Annotated in this window: 21 protein-coding genes; 12 read left to right on the top strand and 9 right to left on the bottom strand. The window is 34.2% G+C overall.

Annotated elements, in window-relative coordinates; genetic code table 11:
* Positions 1–68: 68 nt before the first annotated feature.
* Entirely contained in the window at positions 69–923 is an 855-nt protein-coding gene (gene kynA / locus ACQKMD_RS09240) for a tryptophan 2,3-dioxygenase (protein ID WP_427751381.1), read from the bottom strand.
* 154 nt (positions 924–1077) lie between these two features.
* Positions 1078–2355 carry a kynureninase gene (kynU, locus tag ACQKMD_RS09235; protein ID WP_427751379.1) on the bottom strand — a complete coding sequence of 426 codons (1278 nt, stop codon included), beginning with the start codon at positions 2353–2355 and terminating at the stop codon, positions 1078–1080.
* 180 nt (positions 2356–2535) lie between these two features.
* Between kynU and ACQKMD_RS09230 the strand changes: the two genes are divergently transcribed.
* From ACQKMD_RS09230 to ACQKMD_RS09210, 5 genes are all read left to right on the top strand, one after another.
* Positions 2536–2661, top strand: coding sequence for a hypothetical protein (locus tag ACQKMD_RS09230; protein ID WP_427751377.1), 126 nt, complete (start codon positions 2536–2538; stop codon positions 2659–2661).
* Entirely contained in the window at positions 2658–2939 is a 282-nt protein-coding gene (locus ACQKMD_RS09225; protein ID WP_427751375.1) for a hypothetical protein, read from the top strand. Before ACQKMD_RS09230 ends, ACQKMD_RS09225 begins: the two co-directional genes overlap by 4 nt.
* 358 nt (positions 2940–3297) lie before the next feature.
* Positions 3298–3759 carry a GNAT family N-acetyltransferase gene (locus ACQKMD_RS09220; protein ID WP_427751442.1) on the top strand — a complete coding sequence of 154 codons (462 nt, stop codon included), beginning with the start codon at positions 3298–3300 and terminating at the stop codon, positions 3757–3759.
* Positions 3760–3794: 35 nt separating this feature from the next.
* A complete protein-coding gene (locus tag ACQKMD_RS09215) occupies positions 3795–4214 on the top strand; it encodes a DUF5391 family protein (RefSeq protein ID WP_427751373.1) in 420 nt (139 codons plus the stop codon).
* Between the two features lie 282 nt (positions 4215–4496).
* Complete coding sequence (locus ACQKMD_RS09210; RefSeq protein WP_427751371.1) at positions 4497–5342, top strand: DUF2785 domain-containing protein; 846 nt, start codon at positions 4497–4499, stop codon at positions 5340–5342.
* 502 nt (positions 5343–5844) lie between these two features.
* Here ACQKMD_RS09210 and ACQKMD_RS09205 read toward each other — a convergent pair.
* Complete coding sequence (locus ACQKMD_RS09205; RefSeq protein WP_427751369.1) at positions 5845–6213, bottom strand: VOC family protein; 369 nt, start codon at positions 6211–6213, stop codon at positions 5845–5847.
* 246 nt (positions 6214–6459) lie between these two features.
* On the opposite strand from ACQKMD_RS09205, the gene ACQKMD_RS09200 reads away from it, so the two are divergent.
* The 4 genes from ACQKMD_RS09200 to ACQKMD_RS09185 all read left to right on the top strand — a co-directional run bounded on the left by ACQKMD_RS09200 (position 6460) and on the right by ACQKMD_RS09185 (position 10710).
* A complete protein-coding gene (locus ACQKMD_RS09200) occupies positions 6460–7221 on the top strand; it encodes a glycosyltransferase (RefSeq protein ID WP_427751367.1) in 762 nt (253 codons plus the stop codon).
* A gap of 198 nt (positions 7222–7419) precedes the next feature.
* On the top strand, positions 7420–7599 hold the full coding sequence (locus ACQKMD_RS09195; RefSeq protein WP_427751366.1) for a hypothetical protein: 180 nt from the start codon (positions 7420–7422) through the stop codon (positions 7597–7599).
* Positions 7600–8843: 1244 nt separating this feature from the next.
* The gene (locus ACQKMD_RS09190) at positions 8844–9257 is read left to right on the top strand and encodes a MarR family winged helix-turn-helix transcriptional regulator (protein ID WP_427751364.1); all 414 of its coding nucleotides are present in this window, start codon (positions 8844–8846) and stop codon (positions 9255–9257) included.
* Between the two features lie 628 nt (positions 9258–9885).
* Positions 9886–10710, top strand: a complete 825-nt coding sequence (locus ACQKMD_RS09185) for a DUF4097 family beta strand repeat-containing protein (RefSeq protein ID WP_427751362.1) — start codon at positions 9886–9888, stop codon at positions 10708–10710.
* 396 nt (positions 10711–11106) lie between these two features.
* On the opposite strand, the gene ACQKMD_RS09180 is transcribed toward ACQKMD_RS09185, so the two are convergent.
* A complete protein-coding gene (locus ACQKMD_RS09180; RefSeq protein ID WP_427751360.1) occupies positions 11107–12711 on the bottom strand; it encodes an ABC-F family ATP-binding cassette domain-containing protein in 1605 nt (534 codons plus the stop codon).
* Positions 12712–13353: 642 nt separating this feature from the next.
* On the opposite strand from ACQKMD_RS09180, the gene ACQKMD_RS09175 reads away from it, so the two are divergent.
* Both ACQKMD_RS09175 and ACQKMD_RS09170 read left to right on the top strand, forming a co-directional pair.
* Positions 13354–14139, top strand: coding sequence for an enoyl-CoA hydratase/isomerase family protein (locus ACQKMD_RS09175; protein ID WP_427751358.1), 786 nt, complete (start codon positions 13354–13356; stop codon positions 14137–14139).
* 155 nt (positions 14140–14294) lie between these two features.
* On the top strand, positions 14295–15656 hold the full coding sequence (locus ACQKMD_RS09170) for an MmgE/PrpD family protein (protein WP_427751356.1): 1362 nt from the start codon (positions 14295–14297) through the stop codon (positions 15654–15656).
* 93 nt (positions 15657–15749) lie between these two features.
* Here ACQKMD_RS09170 and ACQKMD_RS09165 read toward each other — a convergent pair whose 3' ends face one another.
* The 3 genes from ACQKMD_RS09165 to ACQKMD_RS09155 all read right to left on the bottom strand — a co-directional run bounded on the left by ACQKMD_RS09165 (position 15750) and on the right by ACQKMD_RS09155 (position 19732).
* Positions 15750–17477, bottom strand: coding sequence for a glycine betaine ABC transporter substrate-binding protein (locus tag ACQKMD_RS09165; protein WP_427751354.1), 1728 nt, complete (start codon positions 17475–17477; stop codon positions 15750–15752).
* A gap of 3 nt (positions 17478–17480) precedes the next feature.
* Positions 17481–18686 carry a quaternary amine ABC transporter ATP-binding protein gene (locus tag ACQKMD_RS09160; RefSeq protein ID WP_427751352.1) on the bottom strand — a complete coding sequence of 402 codons (1206 nt, stop codon included), beginning with the start codon at positions 18684–18686 and terminating at the stop codon, positions 17481–17483.
* Between the two features lie 884 nt (positions 18687–19570).
* Positions 19571–19732, bottom strand: coding sequence for a hypothetical protein (locus tag ACQKMD_RS09155; RefSeq protein WP_427751350.1), 162 nt, complete (start codon positions 19730–19732; stop codon positions 19571–19573).
* 44 nt (positions 19733–19776) lie between these two features.
* Here ACQKMD_RS09155 and ACQKMD_RS09150 point away from each other — a divergent pair, with 44 nt between their 5' ends.
* A complete protein-coding gene (locus tag ACQKMD_RS09150; RefSeq protein WP_427751348.1) occupies positions 19777–20079 on the top strand; it encodes a transcriptional regulator in 303 nt (100 codons plus the stop codon).
* A gap of 84 nt (positions 20080–20163) precedes the next feature.
* On the opposite strand, the gene ACQKMD_RS09145 is transcribed toward ACQKMD_RS09150, so the two are convergent.
* Together ACQKMD_RS09145 and ACQKMD_RS09140 are read right to left on the bottom strand one after the other, a co-directional pair.
* Positions 20164–20511, bottom strand: coding sequence for a hypothetical protein (locus ACQKMD_RS09145; RefSeq protein ID WP_427751347.1), 348 nt, complete (start codon positions 20509–20511; stop codon positions 20164–20166).
* A complete protein-coding gene (locus ACQKMD_RS09140; RefSeq protein WP_427751345.1) occupies positions 20490–20732 on the bottom strand; it encodes a hypothetical protein in 243 nt (80 codons plus the stop codon). The genes ACQKMD_RS09145 and ACQKMD_RS09140 overlap by 22 nt, the downstream gene beginning before the upstream one ends.
* Between the last annotated feature and the right edge of the window lie 959 nt (positions 20733–21691).

Raw genomic sequence — 21691 nt, 5'->3', positions numbered from 1 at the left:
TTACCTCCATCTCTTTTGGCTATTATTTTTTTGCCGTTCTTTTAAAAGAAAAACCTATTTATTTCTTCTTATAGCTTTGTTCTTAGACTCCATAGTTCTGGGAAGAAGTGTTGATCCAGTACTCTTTTTAAATACGTAACACCTGATGATCCACCAGTTCCTTGTTTATGACCAATAATTCTTTCTACTGTACTTACATGATTAAAACGCCATAATTGTTGTTGATTGCCAATGTCTACTAACTTCTCAGCCAATTCATATAAATCCCAATACTGCTCGACATCGCGATAAACTGTCAGCCATGCTTCTTCGACACTAGTATTTGGTTCATATTTTTGTGAAAAATCCCTGCTAATAGCTTCTTTATCTATAGGTAATCCACGTGCTACAAGGGCTTTAATCGCTGCGTCATAAATACTTGGCTCATGAAGGGCCTGCAGCATTTGCTCAGATAGTTCTTTCTGATGTTGATAGACTGATAGCATATGGACATTTTTGTTTCCTAATGCAAATTCAATCAAACGATTTTGATAAGATTGGAATCCAGAAGAGTGGCCCAGCTTATCCCTAAATTCCATGTATTCAGAAGGTGTCAAAGTTGAAAGGACACTCCATGACTGAATCAATTGCTGTTGAATTCTCGAAACACGCGACAACATTTTAAACGAGGGTTCCAGCTTATTTTGGCGTATACACTCAGTAGCAGCTGCCAACTCATGTAAAATGAGCTTCATCCATAACTCACTTGCTTGATGGATAATGATGAAAAGCATTTCATCGTGATGGTCTGAAAGTCTACACTGACTAGATAAAATTTTATCAAGGTGGAGATAATCTCCGTAAGACATCGATTTTTGAAAATCAGTTTGAATTTCTTTCTCTATCCCAGAGATTGTTTGTTCATTATTATCCTGACTCTTCATTCTGCGATCCCCTCACTTTTCAAATATAAATTGCTTTCCATCATTTCACTCTATTTATTCTTCACATCCAGAGAATCTTCCGCTTCAATGATGAGGAATCCCTAATTAAAGCATGATTCAGAAACTTGTAAACTGTCCTTTGGTGGATACTACATTATGCAACTACTTCTCGTTCATTCTTGAACTTTTCATATTTTTTTTCGGACATGATATTCTTAAGTATTTGTACCACTTTCCAAACTTCTGCGTAGGAAGTGTATAGTGCAACTGGAGCAAGACGGATGATGTTTGGTGCTCGGAAATCCGGAATGACACCGTTTTCTTTCAATGCCTTACAAATGCGTGCAGCTTCTTTATGCTCAAGGCTCACATGACCTCCGCGACGTATGTCTTCTCTAGGAGTTCCAATGAAAAATCCCATGTTTTCCAACTCTAATTCCACTAAATCTATTAAATATTGATTGATTTTAAGAGATTTTTCTCGAATATTTTCGATTCCTGCTTCTATGAAAATATCTAAAGACCCAATCAAGGGTGCACAACTTAAAACATGAGGTGTTCCGATTTGATATGCGCCCGCAGATTCAGCTGGTGTTAATGTATGCTCCATATCAAATTGTTTATCTTTTCTGGACCCGAACCATCCTGCTAACCCAGGCATCGTTCCAAAATGTTTTCTATTTACATATAAACCCCCAACAGCGCCAGGACCGCCATTTAAATGTTTATAATTGCACCAATACGCAAAGTCAACGCCCCATTCGCTGAATAAATGCGGGATTGCACCAATAGAATGACATCCGTCAAATCCTATCATGATTTCTCTTTTATGTGCTTCTTCAGTTAAGCGTTTCATATCTAAAATTTGACCACTGCGATACAGGACTGTTGGTAAGATAATCATTGCGATATCATCGGTCATTGCTTCGATAATGTCATCTTCATCAAGAAATCGGCCATCGCGACTTTTCACACGAATGAGATTGGTTTGCGGGTCGTATCCATGTATAGACAGTTGACTTTGAAGAGTATAAATATCAGTCGGAAAAGTTAGTTCATCTGCTAGTATTTTTGTGCGTATTCCTTCCGGTTTATAAAAAGTAGCTACAAGTTGATGCAGATTTACAGTTGTAGACCCGGTTACAATAACTTCCTCGTGAGATGCGCCAACTAATTGTGCCATCTTTACGGCCAATTTCTCTGCCATGTAAAACCATGGGTGATTCCCTTGAGTCCATCCGTCAATCCCGTATTTTTTCCAATCCTCTAAAGATTCCAAAAGAGTACGCTCAGCTCTTTTCGAAAGAAGTCCCAATGAGTTTCCATCCATATAAATGCCATCTGGCTTTAAATAAAACTCGTCTCGAAAACTTTTAAGGATATCTTTCTCATCCAGTTGTTTTGCGTAATCCAAAGTGTATTTTGAAACCATAATGATCCTCCTAAATTAATTTGTCTGAATATTCCAAGGAATCGTACCAAAGAATATGACACAATGTCAATAAGTCAATTCAGAAAATTATTAACATTAAAATATCGGAGTGATTTTTTCTAATAAATGTTTTTTGTTTTGGGGGGGGATTTATGCTAGAGGATAAGGGGAGGAATAGGAATGGATAATGGTAAAGTAGGGGATAAACAACACTTGCGCTCAATTATGACACGTCAAAAGCTATTAGAGTTGCAAAGGAAATTTTTCTTGAAGAAGGTTTTCATGCTGAGGTTATTTCTCAAATGATCAAAAAGGCAAACATCGATTATGGAACTGCTTATATTCATTTTAAAGGAAAAGAGGATCTTTTAATTGTATTAATGGAGATTATCATGGAGCAATTTTATGAAATTGCCGAAACCTCTTTCTTTCCAAAATCAAAAGATGAAGCAAAACATATCATAAACAAACAAGCAAATGCTTTTTTTAAAATGGCAGAGGCTGAGCGTAAAATGCTGCAATTTTTTGAACAGGCTATTGGCATTTCAACGGTTATATCACATAAATGGAAAGCAATTCGATGAAGTTCATTCAGCGAATTTCAAAGGACGTCGCCTATGCACAGCAAAATGGACTGGCAAGAGCTGAACTAACCATAAGCTTATAGCAAAAGGGTGACTGGATTATTTTTCGAACTACCAAATATAGCATCATTAATATAATTACAAATACAAACCTTCGAAGTAAACTGACGTAATGGTTTGAGCAATTTCTTCGATAGAACTTTGATATTCGTTACGGACAATTTTCTTATAACATAATTAATCAGAGGGAATTTATTGAATTTATATAGAATATTGTTACTCGATTTGTGTATTATGGATATAAGAAGTAGTGAAAATGCAAATGCTTATTAATTAAATTGACATAGAGGTGATTTATATAAAAGTACAATTAAAACCCGTAACGAGAGAAAATTGGGAAGAAGCACTGAAGTTAAGTGTTAAAAATGAACAGACGAATTTTGTACCATCAGTTGCAGTATCTTTAGCTAAAGTATATATCAAACCAGATGGTGATTCAGTTGAATATATACCATTCGCCATTTATGACAATGAGCAAATGGTAGGTTTCATAATGCATGCTTTTGAAGAGAATACGACGAATATGTATTGGATAAACGGGTTTATTGTTGATGACAAATATCAACGACGAGGTTATGGTGAAGCAGCATTAGCTGAAATAGTTAAGTGGATAGAAAATCGATTTGATATTTGTAAAGAAATTCGTTTAACAGTTCATAAAGAAAATAGTAATGCGCGATATTTATATGAAAAATTTGGTTTTCTTCAAACAAGAGAGGTGTATGATGACGAAGATGTTATGTATCTACCTATAAATTAAAGATATTTTATAAAATAAGGGGGTTAGAAATACTAATGGTCAATAAAAAAAGCGTTATTGTAATGACGCTTATTTCTGCAATCCTTTTTTGTGCTTTACTAGTCGTAAGTTCACTTACACCTATCTCTGATTTGGGCCAGAATGCCAATAAATTTGGCACGGTAGGTATGTGGTTAGGCATGGTGATGATATTGTTCTGCTATCTATTGCCTGTAATTCTCTTCGTAGCAGGGATAAATGCGATGAAATTCGTAATGGCAATCCTTTGTGGCTTCGGCATACTAATATTTACAACTACAATTGGGGCTGTGATTTTCCTAGGTTTTGTTCAAAATATGATTCTTGAAATTTTAGTCGTTGTAGCTATTTGTTTAGCTGCTATAATCGTTAATATTAGCTGGTTTTTTGTAGCTTATCGATCTCCAAAAATTAAATTGGTTGTATCCAATAACTAAGAGCTAGTAGTTTATATAATCTACTTGGCTTCTGTAAAAGTTCAAAATAGATTTTATTAATATAGAGAGTAAGTTTTGAACAATTTGTTTGAAAACTTACTCTTTTTATTAGTTTGTTATAATTCATTACTTATTTAAAATATGGGAAATACAAGCATGTTGTAACTATGGAATCCATGATCAAATGTCTCGCATGTGTTGGACTGAGATAGGAATAAGCAGAATTTCCGCTACTCATGATCTCGGCGAGGGAAGTGAAAAAATTATGAGAGGGATGGGAAAATGAGCGATATAAGGACCAAATTGATGCTGGATTTGCAAAGAATTGAGAAGGATGAGTATCAGTTACGCGAAGGTGAGCAACATAAAGATTTCTTACCTTTTTTACTTCAATATATTGGCGATCCTCAGCCAGAATTACGGGATAATCTGATTTATCCGATGTTTTATATGTGGATTAAGGAAGAGAATAGGTTCAGTGAAGAGGAGTTGCGTAGCCTCTTATCTGTTCTGACTGATGAGAACCATTTGTTCTATAATATTGGCAGCGAGGATGATCAGTCAGTTTTTACGAGGACGTTCTCTGCCTTGCCTATCGCTTTGATTGTGCAACGCCATAGACAGAATCCATTTCTCAATCAAGAGGAAATTGAGCAATTAATGCATGCAATGCTCCGTTATTATAAAGAGGAGAAGGATCTGCGAGGTTACCTTTCAGTAGGAGGCTGGGCTCACAGTGCGTCTCACGGTGCGGATGTTTTTGTCGAGCTGGTGCAGTGCGAGGAAATTAGCGTCGCAATGCTGCGTGAGGTTCTTGTCGCTATTTCTGGCATGCTTCATAATGGTAGACACATTTTTAGCGATGAGGATGATGAGCGGTTGGTCAACATCGTGGATACGATGATTGACAAAGAGTTACTTCCATATCAAGAAATTGCTGATTGGATTAGCGGCTTAGCGAAATGCTGTAATTTACCGAGAAGTCGCAGTCAGGTGATCGCTCGCGTGAACAGCAAGAATTTTTTACGCAGTCTCTATTTCAGAAGGGGACAAGGTAGCCGAGGGAATGAGCTTAACACTGTCATGCTTGGTACTGAGGCAAAATTGAACAGGTTTTCTATCAGTTAAAGGATTAGGCTGTCCCAAAAACCATGGAAAATTGGCTGAGGGATTACCCCTTTTTATGTCAAGAAAAACAAAAAGAAACCAGTTTGAACTCCCTTTAAAATCGGTAATTTCTCCTTCAGGTACTAAAAACATTTCTTTCTCTCCTTATAAGTAAAATAAAAAGCCCTTTAGTAAAAAAACTAAAGGACACATTATACACGTGTTACCACCTTTATTAATAACTACTTACCTAACTACCCTCTGTAGGTACGCCGATTCGCGATACCGCTACTGTAATGACGGTTGCAACCCCGGTGTAGCCTACTGAATTTCGGTACACAGCTCCAAGACGTATTCTCATAAACTCTACACACGCCTCTCATCATACGACTACTTTCTGTTTGCTTCTGCTTATGTTACTCTTTCTTATCATAGCTTTTAAAATCTTCAGTTAAATTATATTTATTATAACGAAATACGAAATAATGTCAAAAGAATTTGTGCAATGGGAAATTAATGGCTATCAAAGCCATTCTAATATCTCTATTCGATTACCAAATGGGTCATTAATATAAATTCTATTTGCGCCTGGTAAATCTTTATCAATAATAAAATTAACTTCGTTTTTTGATAAATGTGTTTTTAGAGCTTCAATATTTTCTACTTCAAAAGCGGGATGTGCCTTTTTAGCTGGAGCAAACGGTTCTTCAATTCCTATATGGATTTGGCAGTGAGCAAATTCAAACCAAACACCGCCCCTTTTCTTTAACAGTTCTGGTTTTTCTATTTCTCGAAATCCTAGAATATCACCAAAAAATCTTTTTGCTTCAGTTTCTGAATTCTTAGGCGCAGCTAGTTGAATATGGGCAATTGATTTGAATACAAATGACATTGTATATCCCCCCCTGTACTGTTATAACAACATTTTAACTAAAATTGTTTGATAAGAAAATGTGATTAAAATTATAAACACTCATAAGAATTGCTTATACGTTTTACTCCTATAAATCTAGAATTGTAGTTTAAGTACAAATAAATAGATATTATACATAAATTTGTAAATAACAACATACATAACTAAAAGTATTTACTCTATTATAGATAATAAAGAGACAACAAATATTAAAGGAGATGAAGTATGATGAGTTCAAATCAAACATTGAAAGGAAAAGCTAAAGAGAATATAAAGTTCTCCGTAATAATCCCTGCACATAACGAAGAGAAATACATTGGAAAATGCCTGGATTCAATTAAAAAAGCCTCAAAAGATTATGCAGATCAAATTGAAGTAATTGTTGTATTAAATCGATGTACAGACAAAACGGAGGAAATAGCAAAGTCTTATAATTGCATTACATTAAAAAATGGTGATAAAAACTTATCTAAAATCCGTAATGCGGGTGCTGCAATAGCACAAGGTGAAATAATCATAACGATTGATGCTGATACCCAGATGACAGAGGATTTGTTGTTTAATGTAGACAAATATTTATCATCAGGAAAATATATTGGCGGTGGGGTTAATGGGAAGTTTGAAAGGGTTTCTTTAGGAATTATCGTTTCAGCTATATTGATAATAATTCCATTACTTTTTAAGTATGGAGCTATTTCTGTCGGGATTTTTTGGTGCTATAAAAAAGATTTCGAAGCAATCAACGGATTTAATGAAAAAATGTTCATGTCAGAAGATGCAGATTTTGCAATGCGGTTGAAAAAGTGGGGGAAGAAAAATAATAAAAAGTTCGGAACTATAAAAAATGCAATGATTACATCGTGTAGAAGATTTGATGCTTATGGCGATTGGGGTTTATTGAAAAATCCAAAAGTAATATTAGGCTACTTAAAAGGGACAGATCAAAATCAAGCTGATAAAACATATTATGATAATCAAGAAAGATAAATTAAATGGATTTTAAAGTAACTGAACAGCATATTTAGGTTATTTTAGTGTAGTAGAATACAAAATCCAGATACTTTGTAAGTTGATAGTGTGAATTTGACGGCATAAAGCTTTAAATAATAATCCTTGTCAAATGTGGCATGAACCTCTCGATTACTAGCATATAGTATTAATAATATGTTGTAAGGAGGAAGAGATATGAAGAAATCATTGGTCATTATGGGGAACGGGAATACATATGTAGTTGATGAATCTCCCGATGAGTTTTACGAAAATTATTTAAGTGAATCGGTAGAAAATTATGAATATCTTGATTTAGATGAATTTACAACCATTTCAATTGCACATATCTCTGAGATTGTCGGAATAGACGATTAATGATTTAAGCCACATCAAGTAGATGTGGCTTTTTATATTACCCTAATTCAATGAGAAGGGGGAGTAATCCATAGATCTCATCTGAAATTTACGTCGTAGATAAAAGAGCCCCTACAAGTAAAAGAAATGCCCATTTACACATAAATATTGGCGGTTCCGATTATCTTTTAGATATGAGAATCTGTTATATAAAGACTTAAAATAAGTGTAAGAACATTTAGTTTAAGTTTAACACTATAAAATTATGTTAATATAATATTGTAATACATAATAAGCGGAAAATTGGTCTTCTGTTTGGAGAGATTTTATTAAAGATAATCCTACTGCAAGTCCAGAAGAAATAGAATTACAACTTAGTGAAATGGTAGAAGCTGCTGGAATATCTAATAGGCAAGCAAAACCTAAGAAATAGTGGGAGGGTATTATGGAGTTCTATATAATGAGATCTGATAATTACTTTAACGAAAAACAAATCAATACATTCGATGATTATAGAATAGAAATATGTAGTAAATGCAATGGGAGACACCCATTCTTAATGACAAGATTAAAAGTATATTTTCCAATCAAAAATATCACTGATTTTTATGATGTACCGCCATATAATATTCTCAGTAATAATGTATATGAAATATTAAGTGAGAATAATATCAAATAGATATCGAATGCAAATATACTGATTTTGAAATGGAGAATAAAAAGCATAAATTATGTAGATTTGAACCTATTGGGAATGGTGGGTTTTTACATAATCTAAAGGGAAATGTAATACTTTATTGTGAAAGTTGTAATAGGTTTCTAGAAGATATTGGAGATGGTCTTAGTGTAAATGAAAATCAGTGGGACGGTAGTGATATTTTTTATTTTGACAATTGGTATGGTAATATAATAATTACTGAAAAGGTATTTAATATATTGAATAAAGAACAAGTTCGAAATATTCGTTTTATTAATTTAAAAGATTTTAAATCGAATTATACATTAAGGAAGTTGAAAGGTGAGTTTCGTAAATAGTTTGCACAAATATCTATTTGCCTGAAATTAGACTTGTATATCTAACTTCTTATTCGTAATATAGGACTAAGACCATACAAGAAAAAGAAGGAAATGATATAACATAACATAACATCTATTTTATAATGATTAGCATATTATTCCTGGGGACTGTATAATACCTATATAGTTATTGAATTTTTTAGTTAATCTATATTTTAATGACTAAAATTGTCTAAGGGATGATTGAGATGGAAAAATCTTTAGAAGATGCTATACGTAATCTAATGGAAGAAATGTTTAATATTCAAAATAAATCAAATGAGTTTATGAAGGTACTTACTCATGATGAGAGTCTCTCGGAAAATTTAATCTTATTACTACTGAGACTAAAATTATTCAGACATATGAAAATTACTGATATCTCTGAAGCCTTTATGCTAACACCTGGGGCAGCAACGAATATGTGCGATAAACTTGAAAATTTAGATTATGTAGAAAGAATAAGAATTAAAGATGATAGAAGAGTTGTAAGGGTATCTCTTACTAAAAAAGGTGAACAAAGAGTGGAAGCCATTTTCTCTAAATTCTCAAAAGAAAAGATTGAGCAAATATCAAGTACGTTAGTAGAGATAAATAAGCTATTTGCAAAAATTGAATATTGATCATACCTAAAAAAGGCATTCAGGATACTCACATCCTGAATGTCTTTTGTTATTTTTATATATTTTGGTTATTTAAGATCCTCCTTTATAGATAAAATCCTCTTTGAGAGTTCATTGGGGCACTTTTTTTCTCAACTTTCCCCATAAAATGTTCTTGAGATATTAGTGGACCTGGAGCAATCATTTCAATTTGATTTCTTCCAGGCTTTACATTGTAGTTGATTGGAGCGGAGGTGGCGACTCCAGCGGGAAAAGCGAGACCGTCCAAGGCCCTGCAGGAGCATAGCGACGAAGCGACTTGGCGTCCGCCCGCGGAAAGCGTCCACCGTAGCGGGAATCAACGGTCTTATCTACAGTCTAAACGAATTAATTCTAATCTGCTTAATATTTTTGGCTAATAGAATAATGTTAATCTTAAAGTCTTTTATGATTGAAGATCTTTTTGAGGTTACCAACGTATATTTGCTCATATCAAATATCAATGTAGTTAATTAATATAGCCCTTTAATAAAAAAATTGACATTTATTATCATTGTTTAATATTATAATAAGTAGATATTTTAGTAACTAAAATATTTTTTGGTTGAAATTAAAATGTTTATTACTAATTCTAAATAAGGAGAAGAATATGAAAATAATAAAATGGATGATTGGGGTTTTGATTTTGATAATAGCTGGCTCGTTGGTTTCTTTAAATTTGAATAAAAAAGAAGTTATGTATAACAGTGATTTGGAAAATGTGAAAAAGATCTTTGTTGATGCTGATATTTCGAACGTTGTTATTGTTACTAGTGATTCCGATTTAAATGTGCAGTATGCAGGACAGAGATCATTAGTGGGAACCCCTGATATGAATATAGTTTATGACAAAGATCAAGCAATAATAAAGATACGTGCACTTCAAAAAAGGTGGATGACCGTTATACCTGGTTCTACAAAAAGAGGTAAATTGCTATTAAATATTCCACCTAGATTGCTAGAAGAGGTACAAATAAATACAAAAAATGGGAACATTGATGTAAAAAATTTAAGTGGAGTAAATCGGTTAAAACTTAATTCGAGTGTAGGGAAAATCAATATTAATTCTTTTAAAGGTAACAAATTAGATGTAGAAGCGAAAAATGGCTCAATAAATATAGGATCTGTCGATGCGGAAGTAAACATTAAGAACAGAACAGGTAATCTAAACAGTTTGGAATTTACTGATATTAAGGGGAAAAATACGATTAGATTGTCTAATGGTCATGTGAAAATAACACTGCCAAGTGACATAGAAATGGCTGATCTAAGTTTAAAAATCGCAACAAAAAATGGCAAGATTGTTTCTGAGAATGGTAAAGTATCGACAGATTTAATAACTAATCATGGTGCTGGTCAAAAATTAATTCAACCTTCCAATCGGGATAGGGAATTGATAATTTCTTGTTCAGTAGGCAGTATAAAAATTAAGTAAGTCAAGATTATTCTTACGCTCTGTTTAATTACACTGTTTATATTTCTTGGATACACTTGCTTTTGATACAGATGAACGTAGCATTCGCACATTTGCGGTGGAAAATTGCTTAGACGCTATAAACGAATCAAACGCAGCGACTACATTGAGAAAAATGATAGATTTTTGAATGAGTCAATAGAAAAGTAGAAGGTCGAATTTTTTTTGGTTTGGAGACGTCCGTTCGACTCCCGCGGAAAGCGAGCAGTAAGCTTCGGAAAAACAGATTTATCCTGTATAAAAATAAAAAGACTGAATTGAGAGGGGAGTCAGGAGTGATAAAAAGAAACTAGACATAAAAAATCCCCGTACGCTCCAATTTAATTGGGGAGTACGGGGATTGGACTGTTAAAAGGATTATTTTAATCCTTCTTTTTCTTTCCACTCTAAATATTCATCATAAGTTAATTGCTTATCTAAAATTGAACCGTCTTCACGGATTTCAATTACGCGGTTAGCAATTGTTTGGATGAACTGATGGTCATGAGATGTGAAAATCATAGCACCTTTGAAGCGAATTAAACCTTCATTTAGTGCTTGGATTGACTCAAGGTCAAGGTGGTTAGTAGGCTCATCAAGTAAAATAACGTTTGCAGAGGCAAGCATCATTTTCGATAGCATACAACGAACTTTTTCTCCACCTGATAATACAGAAGGAGATTTCTTCACTTCTTCACCAGAGAATAGCATACGACCTAAGAATCCACGTAAGAAGCTTTCTGTTTCGTCTTCTGGAGAATATTGGCGTAACCATTCTACTAATGATCTCTCTGTGCCACCGAAGTATTTATCGTGATCATTTTCAAAGTAGCTTTGAGATGTAGTAACACCCCATTTAAATGTACCAGCATCTGCTTCTTTTTCTTCCATTAGGATATCAAGAAGAGCAGTTTTTGCTTGCGGGCTACCTAATAAAATGATTTTATCTTCTTTGTTCATTGAGAAACGAATATCTTTAAATAGAGTTTCGCCTTCGTGACTTGCTGCTAGACTATCAACAGTTAACACGTCATTACCGATTTCACGACCTGTTTGGAAGTTGATGAATGGATATTTACGGCTAGATGGTTTAATATCATCAAGCTCGATTTTATCCAACATTTTTTTACGAGAAGTTGCTTGGCTAGATTTAGAAGCGTTCGCAGAGAATCGAGCAACGAATGCTTGTAGCTCTTTAATCTTCTCTTCTTTCTTCTTGTTTTGGTCTGACATCATTTTTTGTGCTAATTGACTAGACTCATACCAGAAGTCATAGTTACCAACATATAATTGGATTTTAGAGAAATCAAGGTCAGCGATATGTGTACATACTTTGTTTAAGAAGTGACGGTCATGGGATACAACAATAACCGTATTTTCAAAGTTGATTAAAAATTCTTCTAACCATTGGATTGCTTTTAAGTCAAGGTGGTTGGTAGGCTCATCTAGTAATAGAACGTCAGGCTTACCAAATAGGGCTTGTGCTAATAATACTTTAACTTTGTCAGAACCTTCTAGGTCAGCCATAAGCATATAGTGAAGATCGTCGCCAATTCCTAAACCGTTTAATAATGTTGCCGCTTCAGATTCAGCTTCCCAACCATTTAGGTCAGCAAATTCACCCTCTAATTCAGCAGCACGCATGCCGTCTTCATCAGAAAATTCTTCTTTTGCGTAGATTGCATCTTTTTCAGCTTTTACTTCCCAAAGACGTTTGTTCCCCATAACAACTGTATCTAAAACGTTAAATTCATCGTATTCGAAGTGATTTTGCTTTAATACAGAAAGGCGTTCGTCTTTGCCCATAGATACGTGGCCATCTTGTGCCTCGATATCACCTGATAAAATTTTTAAAAATGTCGATTTACCAGCACCGTTTGCTCCGATTAGGCCGTAACAGTTACCTGGTGTGAATTTAATATTTACGTCGTCAAATAATTTACGGTCGCCATAGCGAAGACCTACATTACTTACTTGAATCATGTAAGTTCCTCCTTTTTTCACAATGCTTCTAGTATATCATGGAACTCTTAACAAGACAGCAAATAATGCTCTAAAAGTGTATAAATCTGCACTTATTTCATATTGTTCAGTCAAAATTTAAGGGTTTAATAGCTAAAAGGCAAGAAAAATAGTTTGAAAGGGCATTCATCATGCATTATCAATAAATTTATTGATAATTAAACTTAAGATGCTCATTTTTTTTATCTTATAGAAATAGAATTAATAAGATGTAAATGAAAGAAAAGGTGGGGTTACTATGAAAGGGAAAGTTGAGTTAATGACAGAGCCTGAGCAACTTGTCTTCTAGGAATGTGATTTTCCATAAGCTGAACAAGGTAGTGTGCTAGTGAAAGTAGTATTGGTAATATCTCACCAGGAAAGCTGACAGAACTTGATTTGGACTAATGACAAGGAAAAACATTCAAATACTAGGTGTATTTCAATTACAATCCTTGGTATTTGCAAAGATCTGACATTTTTAAGTAATAATAGTTAAATTTATCCATTCAATGACATGCTCGCATGTGACGACACATTAACTGATATTGCGAAAGCACTGGATACGTCCGCAAACCGTGAAGTAACTCGCGCTTCAATTTTAGTAAATGAAGGAGTGTAATCATGAATGTCATATTAACGGAAATAGTAGGAGACAATGGACAGGTTTTAAACATAACTTTAAATCGACCAAAAATGCTCAATGCATTTAATACAAAGATGGCAGAGTATATGTTGTCACTTTTAAAAGTTGTGTCAACTGATTCGTCCATTAGAGTCGTACTTTTAACTTCCTCAAATAATGAAGCTTTTTGTACAGGGGCAGATTTAAAGGAACGTAACGGACTCTCTCGGGAGGGGTGGAAGACACAACATGAATTATTTGAGCAGTTGTTTTATGCTCTTGAGGATTTACCACAACCAACAATTGCAGTAGTAAATGGCTATGCTTTGGCTGGTGGTTTTGAATTAGCACTCAATTGTGATTTAATTGTTGCTGCAAAAAATGCGAAATTTGGTTTACCAGAAGTAACACGTGGTATTATGCCTGGGTGTGGTGGTTCTCGCCTTTTGCCGAAACGAGTGCCATTACATAAAGCAAAACAATGGTTATTTACAGGTGAAATTTTTGGAGTAGATGAAGCACATGATACTGGCTTACTTAATGCAGTTGTCCCTCCAGAAGAATTGTTCCAAACAGCTCTAAGGCTTGCAAATAAAATTGCAAAAAATGCGCCCTTAGGTGTGCAAGGTTGTAAGATGAATGCAAATACATTAGGTGCGTTACAAAATAGTGAAGCAAGAAAACGAGAAATAGAGATTTATAATTTAGCAGTTAATTCAGATGATCGGCTTGAAGGTGTACATGCATTTAATGAAAAAAGAGCACCACTTTTCACAGGAAAGTGAGGGAGAAATACGGTGTTTATAGCAGATGAGCTAAGGACATTTTTAGAAGAATCCCTTGGAGATAGGATACTTGTCTTTAGTTGAGCTCATGTCGAAAATTATTTCTCTTGAAGATATTACCGAAGGCTTTGAAACAGTGATTAGGGGGCGAATGTGTGGGATTAAGCTATCAAATTGCAGACTACGTTATAGGTTTAACATATGACCAGCTACCAAAGGAAGTCGTTTCATATACAAAACGCTGTATTCTAGATTATTATACAACTGCTCTTAAAGGGCGAGACGGGGTACCGATTCAAATGATTGATGAACTCATTCGTGAAATGGGTGGTGCATCGCAAGCAACAACAGTTACTAATGCTAAAAATTCAGTAGTGAACGTAGCCTTATTAAATGGTGCGGCAAGTCATTTTATTGAGCTTGATGATATTCATAAAACTTCTATAGTACACGCCGCAACAGTTGTGATGCCAGCAGCAATCGCAGTTGCTGAATGGAAAAGGCTTTCTGGTAAGGCCCTCATCACTGCTATTGTAGCAGGGTATGAAGTGGCTTATCGAATTGGAGAAACAGTGTCACCATCGCATTATTATTACTTCCATAATACAGCTACATGCGGAACTTATGGAGCGACAGCGGCTGTAGCAAAACTATTGGAGTTAAATGAAAATCAAATTGTCGATGCATTAGGTAGTGCAGGTACACAAGCAGCAGGTCTTTGGGAATTTATAGAGGATGGGGCAATGTCAAAGCAACTTCATCCAGGAAAAGCAGCAATGCACGGCGTATTAAGTTGTTTACTTGCACAAAAAGGTTTTACCGGTGCGAAGAAAATTTTAGAAGGAAGCCGCGGCTTTTTTGAAGCGATGAGTGAACAGTATGACGTATCCAAAATGACAGCAGGTATTGGAGATAGCTTTAAAATTATTGAAAACTCATTTAGAGTGCACGCATCTTGCCGCCATACACATCCTGTAATGGATTTACTAGTTGAATATCATAAAGTGCATGATGTGAATATCAGAACTATAGAGAAAATAGTCATTTCAACATATAAGACAGCGCTAGATATTACAAATAATCCATCACCTGATACGATTTATGCTGCTAAATTCAGTATTCAGTTTTGTGCAGCACTTGCACTATCAACAGGTAGCGGAGGTTATCATGCATTTACTGAACAAATATTACACGATCCAACTATTCAAGCAATACTGGAAAAAATTGAAGTTCAAGTAGATAAAAAAGTAGATGCAGCGTATCCAAAAGAATGGGGTGCAAATTTATCGATTCATTTTACAGACGGTTCGATTTATAAAGCAAAAACGCGATATCCAGTAGGAGATCCAGAAAATCCTGTTTCAACAGAAACGTTAGTTGAAAAATTTATGACACTTACAAACGAGCTACCTTTTGAACAAAGAGTACAAATTGTAAAAACAATCCTTAATCTAGAACAGTATAAGGTAAAAGAACTGATCGGAGCGGTGCATAGAAAGATTGAAATCGTATCCTAAAGAAAAATCAGTACTTTATATTCCGGATAATCTAACTAGGTTTTAATAACCAAAAACCCAAAATAGTATCCACTATTTTGGGTTCAGTTTCTACTATTTTAAATCTTCAATCGAATCAATATCTACATATTTAGGGACAACAATACCACTTTTTGTTCCTTTTAAGTTTGGTCCTAAATTAACAAGACCTTTTTTGTAAGATGCATAATAATCTTTGTGAGTACTTGGGAGCCATGCAGCGACCATTGCATCAACGCTGCCGTTTGCAACACCTGCAAACATTGGGCCAACTTCAACTTGACTCAGCGTAACTTTATATCCATTTTGCTCAAGTACTTTTGCAATCACGTTTGTACTAGCAATTTCAGTGTCCCATGCAACATAAGCGAGCTTGATTTCTTTACCTTTACCCGCCTGTGCTCCTTTTGTCCATTTAGTTACTTTATCTGTATTTGCTTTAATCCATTTTTCAGCAGCATCTTTTGGATCCATCCCACCTGAGACATCTACCATCACTTTCTCCATGTCGCTCGTATCCCAAGCAAATTGATCAAGTATTGTATAGGCACCTGGAGCATCTTCTTTTAGTCCTTTTCGAACAAGTGTATTAATTTCTTCTGAGCCACCAAATGTCCCATTTGGATCATCGAGATATTTCAAATCAAAGGAAGCGAACATCCAGTGAGGGGACCAACCTGTAATAATAATGGGCTCTTTCTTTGAATACGCTTTTTTCAATTCAGCAACCATTGCGGCAGCTGAACCTTCAACTAGAGTCCAATTGTCTAATTTATAATCTTTCATCGCAGTTTTTGCTTGTGCCATTAATCCAGCACCTGGTTCGATTCCGATGATTTTATAATTTGTAGATTCACCAATCGCAGAACCAGTACCTGTTATAGCTTCCTCTTTTGCAAAGGTGTTAAAGAGTGCGGCAACAACAATGAGGATACCGACTATACTAAGGACAATTTTACGACTTACTAGTTTTTCATATGCGGGTTTGCGAATGTTTTGAGTAATGCGGTCTAAAATAATGGCAATAAAGACTATGGATAGGCCTGCTTCAAAACCTTGTCCAACATTTATCTGACTAACTGCACGGTAAACGTCTGCACCAAGTCCAGGCGCACCAACTAGTGAAGCAGTAACAACCATTGAAAGGGCAAGCATAATACTTTGGTTAATCCCAGCTAAAATGGTTGGTGTTGCTAATGGTAATTGGACTTTAAATAATTTTTGACTAGATGTTGAACCGAATGCATCTGATGCCTCAATCAAATCCCTTGGCACTTCTTGAATACCTAGGTTGGTCATGCGTATAGCTGGCGCAATCGCAAAAATGAACGATGCAACAATACCCGGTACTACACCAATTCCGAAAAATAGTATCGACGGAATGAGATAAACAAATGCAGGCATTGTCTGCATAAAGTCTAAAATAGGTGTAACGATATTTTGTACGGTTTTATTTTGCGCACACCATATACCTATAGGGATACCAAGTAATATGATAAAGAATCCCGATACTAAAACAATCGCTAAAGTTTGAATCGTGGAATTCCAATAACCTAGATTATCAACTAATAACAAACTAATTATTGTAAATATCCCTAATGGCCATTTACTTGTATAGCCGACTAATAGGGCTAACACAATAATTAAAACAATTGGGGGACCTACACTTAGTACATCAACAATAATATTTAACAGTCCATCGATTGCATTTGTAAAAAAAGAAAACAGTGCAGCAAATGTGACCGTGATCCAATCGACTAAAGAATCTACCCATTCACCTAATGGAATTTTTGACATATTCATGGTTTAATCACTCTCCAATGTATTCAAGGAATCTTTGTTACCAGCTAATGCGCCAATGACAGCTCCGCGAATAACAATTCCTTTGATTCTGTGTTTATCGTCCACAACTGATATTGGAAGAGAAGATGTTGCCATAACATCCATTAAGTCTACTAAAAGCGCATCTTCAGGCACTGTTGGTACTTCTGTTGTCATGACTTCTGATATTGATAGGTTTTGATCAATCGCTTGACGAGCTTGTTCGGCAGAGATCGCGCCCAGTAATTTTTGCTTACGATCCACCACGAATATACTAGAATATCCTTCTTTACGCATGATCTCTAATGCAACACGAGGACCCCTATCGATACCGATTTTCTCTGGTCGTTTCATAATGTGCGAAGCAGTTAATACTTTAGATAGATCAACATCTTCAACGAATTTTTCTACAAATTCATTTGCTGGACTCATCATGATTTGTTCTGGAGTACCAAGTTGAATGATACTTCCATCTTTCATTAAGGCGATTCTATCACCAATGCGTAATGCTTCATCTAAATCATGTGTAATGAAGATAATTGTTTTTTTGAAATTTTCTTGTATCTCTAGTAGTTCATCTTGCATATCTTTTCGAATTAATGGATCGAGTGCACTAAATGCCTCATCCATAAGTAAGATATCTGTGTCACTAGCAAGTGCGCGTGCAAGACCTACCCTTTGTTGCATACCACCGCTCAGTTGTGAAGGTAATTGATGTTCATACCCTTTAAGTCCAACGATTTCTAAAGCTTGCATAGCTTTCTCACGTCGTTCTTTAATAGGCTTCTTTTGAATCTCAAGTCCATATTCTGTGTTTTCTAAAATTGTTTTGTGGGGGAAGAGAGCAAAGTTTTGAAAGACCATACTAATTTTCTGTTGTCTTACTTCTCTAAGACGGGCAGCACTCATCTTTACGATATCTTCATTATCAATTAAAATCTCGCCAATAGTTGGTGCAATCAGACGATTAAACATACGAATTAACGTAGATTTACCACTACCAGACAAGCCCATAATAACGAAAATCTCTCCAGGATAAATACTAAAGTTCACTTCTTTTACACCTAAAGTTTGTCCAGTCTCTTTCAAAATTTCTTTTTTAGAACGACCTAATTCTAAAAGCTCCAGTGCTGCTTTGGGAGACTTACCAAAAATCTTTGATACGTTTCTTACTTCTACAAAAGGATCCATTTAAACACCTCGTTCTTATATTCTTTTTGAAAACAGAAGCAGTCATGAAATAACAATTCAGAAATGTAATTATTTCGTAAATAAAAAAGAAGTCATTGATTTATCATGTGCGAAGTTGACTAAAACAATCCTTCTTACTTGAATTTCCAATTATTTAATAAAGTAAATGGAAATAAGTCATTTTATTTATGCTTGCTTAACTCTTATTTTTACCAAATAATGAAATTTACTACTGATGAGGATTATGAAAAAAGAGGAAAAACAACAGCAAATATGGGAATTTTTCAAGGGCAAAATAGAGTGTTTACTTTATTACTATATCGTTTACTAAACTTCATATCAAATGAAAGCCGTACTTGGAACTATCATTTCCGATAAGTTTTTCGCAGTGTTAAATTTGATGAAACGCAGATAAAACGTTGGCATATATGGTTTAAAATCTATATTGTTAGTTTGTTTTATACATAGAATCGTAGATAAAATATTTTTTGAAAATGTGAATTTAGACCTATTTAAATTTACGGTATAAAGTAAGACCTTTCAAAGAACTTAAAAAGAGTATTTTAGTTTCCAATAGAAGGATGTAAAATCTTAAATTACGTGTCCGCAAATTACATTTTTTAACTTAAATGTAATTGTAATTTTAAGGTGAAATGGAAAATAAAATAAGAAGAATTTATAGCATTTTTATATTGAAAAAAACATAATAAACCTCCAATAAAAGAAATTTGAAATAAATATTGAAAGGTAAAAGTATTAAAATTATTATTTTACTATTTTAAAGATGGGTTTTATTTGATTTGTTGGTCAATGGCATAAAAAATATCCTTATTATTATCGTTACAATGACAGAAGATATGGCTCACCTAGTCTAATCTATTTTTTTAGTCGCCACCGCCAAAAGAAAATTCTGAGTTAGAGGAATTCGAACCGGGATGAAGAGCTTCCGTAGTCCATCCACCATAGATAATAAGTTCAGAACCAGTAACAAAACGTGCCTCATCACTCGCTAAGAATCCGTACAGAACATCTTCATGATTGTCCATAAGGAAGTGGTGTGTGCTTCATAATATGGTAGAGCAGGTTCCATATGCATACTACATTTAGACTAGGTAACCGTGAATTCGATCGCCTGGCTTTTTTATTTAAAGAACAAAAAGGAGTGGATATTGTAAAGGTGCAATTAATAAATGCAATGCAGCGTAAACAATTGGTTAACTTGATGTATATTTCGAAGAGTGGAGAGATATCGAAACGATGTGTGAAAATTATTGAAGTATCATCAGAAAAGTTCTTAGCCTATTGCTTTGTTAAGCGCGATAAACGTACTTTTATTATTGATAACGTTCTTGCGGCTATTCCGATCATTCGTAGAGAAAATGAAATTATATGAGCTTGAAATATTCAATCAAGAAAACATCATAATGGAAAAAGAGAACACTTTTTTATACCACAAATAAGTGTTCTCTCATTTTAATTACTTTTTAGATGCTTTAATAATAAATGTTGCAGGCACTAATTGTGCTTTTTGGGTTGAATACCATTTAGATGGAGTATCTGAAACCTCGTTATCAGGTAATATAACATCATCTATTACCTTTTCAATTGTAAAACCAGTTTCAATTAGTGTATTTATGTATGTACTTAGTTTCCGGTGGTGTATAACAACACTATTATGCCAAGCTTCGTTATATTCAGGACCTTCAATATTGTAGGATTTATTAAAAGTGAATGATGACTGTTCAAAGGTCAAACGATCGTGAATCGGATGTTCCCAACTAAAGATGAATATCCCTCCTGGCTTCAAATAAGGTCTAATCCCCATAGTTCCTCCGCTCCTTGGCTCCCCATAAAGAGTAAAGAGTGCCCGCTACCACACCCTATATCCAATACCTTTAGACCTGAAATATCATCAAATAATTTTAATTGTTCTTCACTTGGAGAGAATGGCCCGTAGTCTGGGAGAGCTGTTCTTCCAAAAAAACGTTCTGCAGATTTTTCCCAACTTTCCTTATTTAAATTCAAAATAGTAGTATTTGTTATCATGATTTCAGCTCCTTTAATTGTTAGTACTAAACATATTTATAGCCACTATTCTACAAAAGGGAATATTATTCCTTCTTATTAAGTAAGCTCAATGGAAAACATGGCTGAACACGTTGCAACGTTATAATACCGCTTTTTTGGAGTGTTAGAGTGTGTGGTAGCAAGTAAAATGCAACTTTAAGGGCGATTGAATCTAATCAATGAAGGTAACAAACAGATAAACGCACTTATGAATGAAATCAAGAAGCTAAATGTGAAAATAGAAACGTTGGAGGAAGAACAAAAACTGCAAAAGAAACCTTCTTTGTTTTCTAAAATGTTTGAGTATTCTAAAAGGTCTTAACTTTATTTACAAAAGGCCTAGTACATTATACTTATTCTTTATTAGTCACGTATTTTCTACTTTTATTTTTTGTCTGTCTAATTCTATTTTTTTTAATTCTACTTCTAATTCCATATGTTTGATTAAATATTCCTTTTTAATTTGATAAACTTTAAGTAAACTTAAAATCATTATAATAAAACCAAATAAAAGCATAAAAAATTGTATGTCTGAGAAATACAAAAGGCTCACCTCGCACTTGTTTTTTACAACTGTATAGATTATTTATAATGTACAAATATTATTAACTTAGATATTTATACCAATATATTTAAAAAATGTATCTTCGTTAATAAATAATTATAACATTCTTAATTACAAAAAAATAGATATGGAGCTGTTATAATGAAAAAATTAGTTTATAATTTGTAGCTTTATATTTACATTGCTTGTGTCTAATGTATTTCCTAATTTCGCTAATGCTAAAGAATTTGAAAGTAAAGAAGATGCTTTATCTGAATCAGTATAATATAACTTAGATAATATTACGAAAACGTATGAAGTGAGGGATAAAGAAATAAATAAAGAAAAAAAGCACTAATTACATCTTTGCATGAATTAAATGTAGTTGTTTTTG

Origin of the sequence: Viridibacillus sp. NPDC096237 (assembly GCF_050278625.1) — a bacterium.
Lineage (GTDB): Bacteria > Bacillota > Bacilli > Bacillales_A > Planococcaceae > Viridibacillus.
Note: the sequence above shows the minus strand (reverse complement) of the source record. Positions and strands in the feature narration are given on the sequence as shown.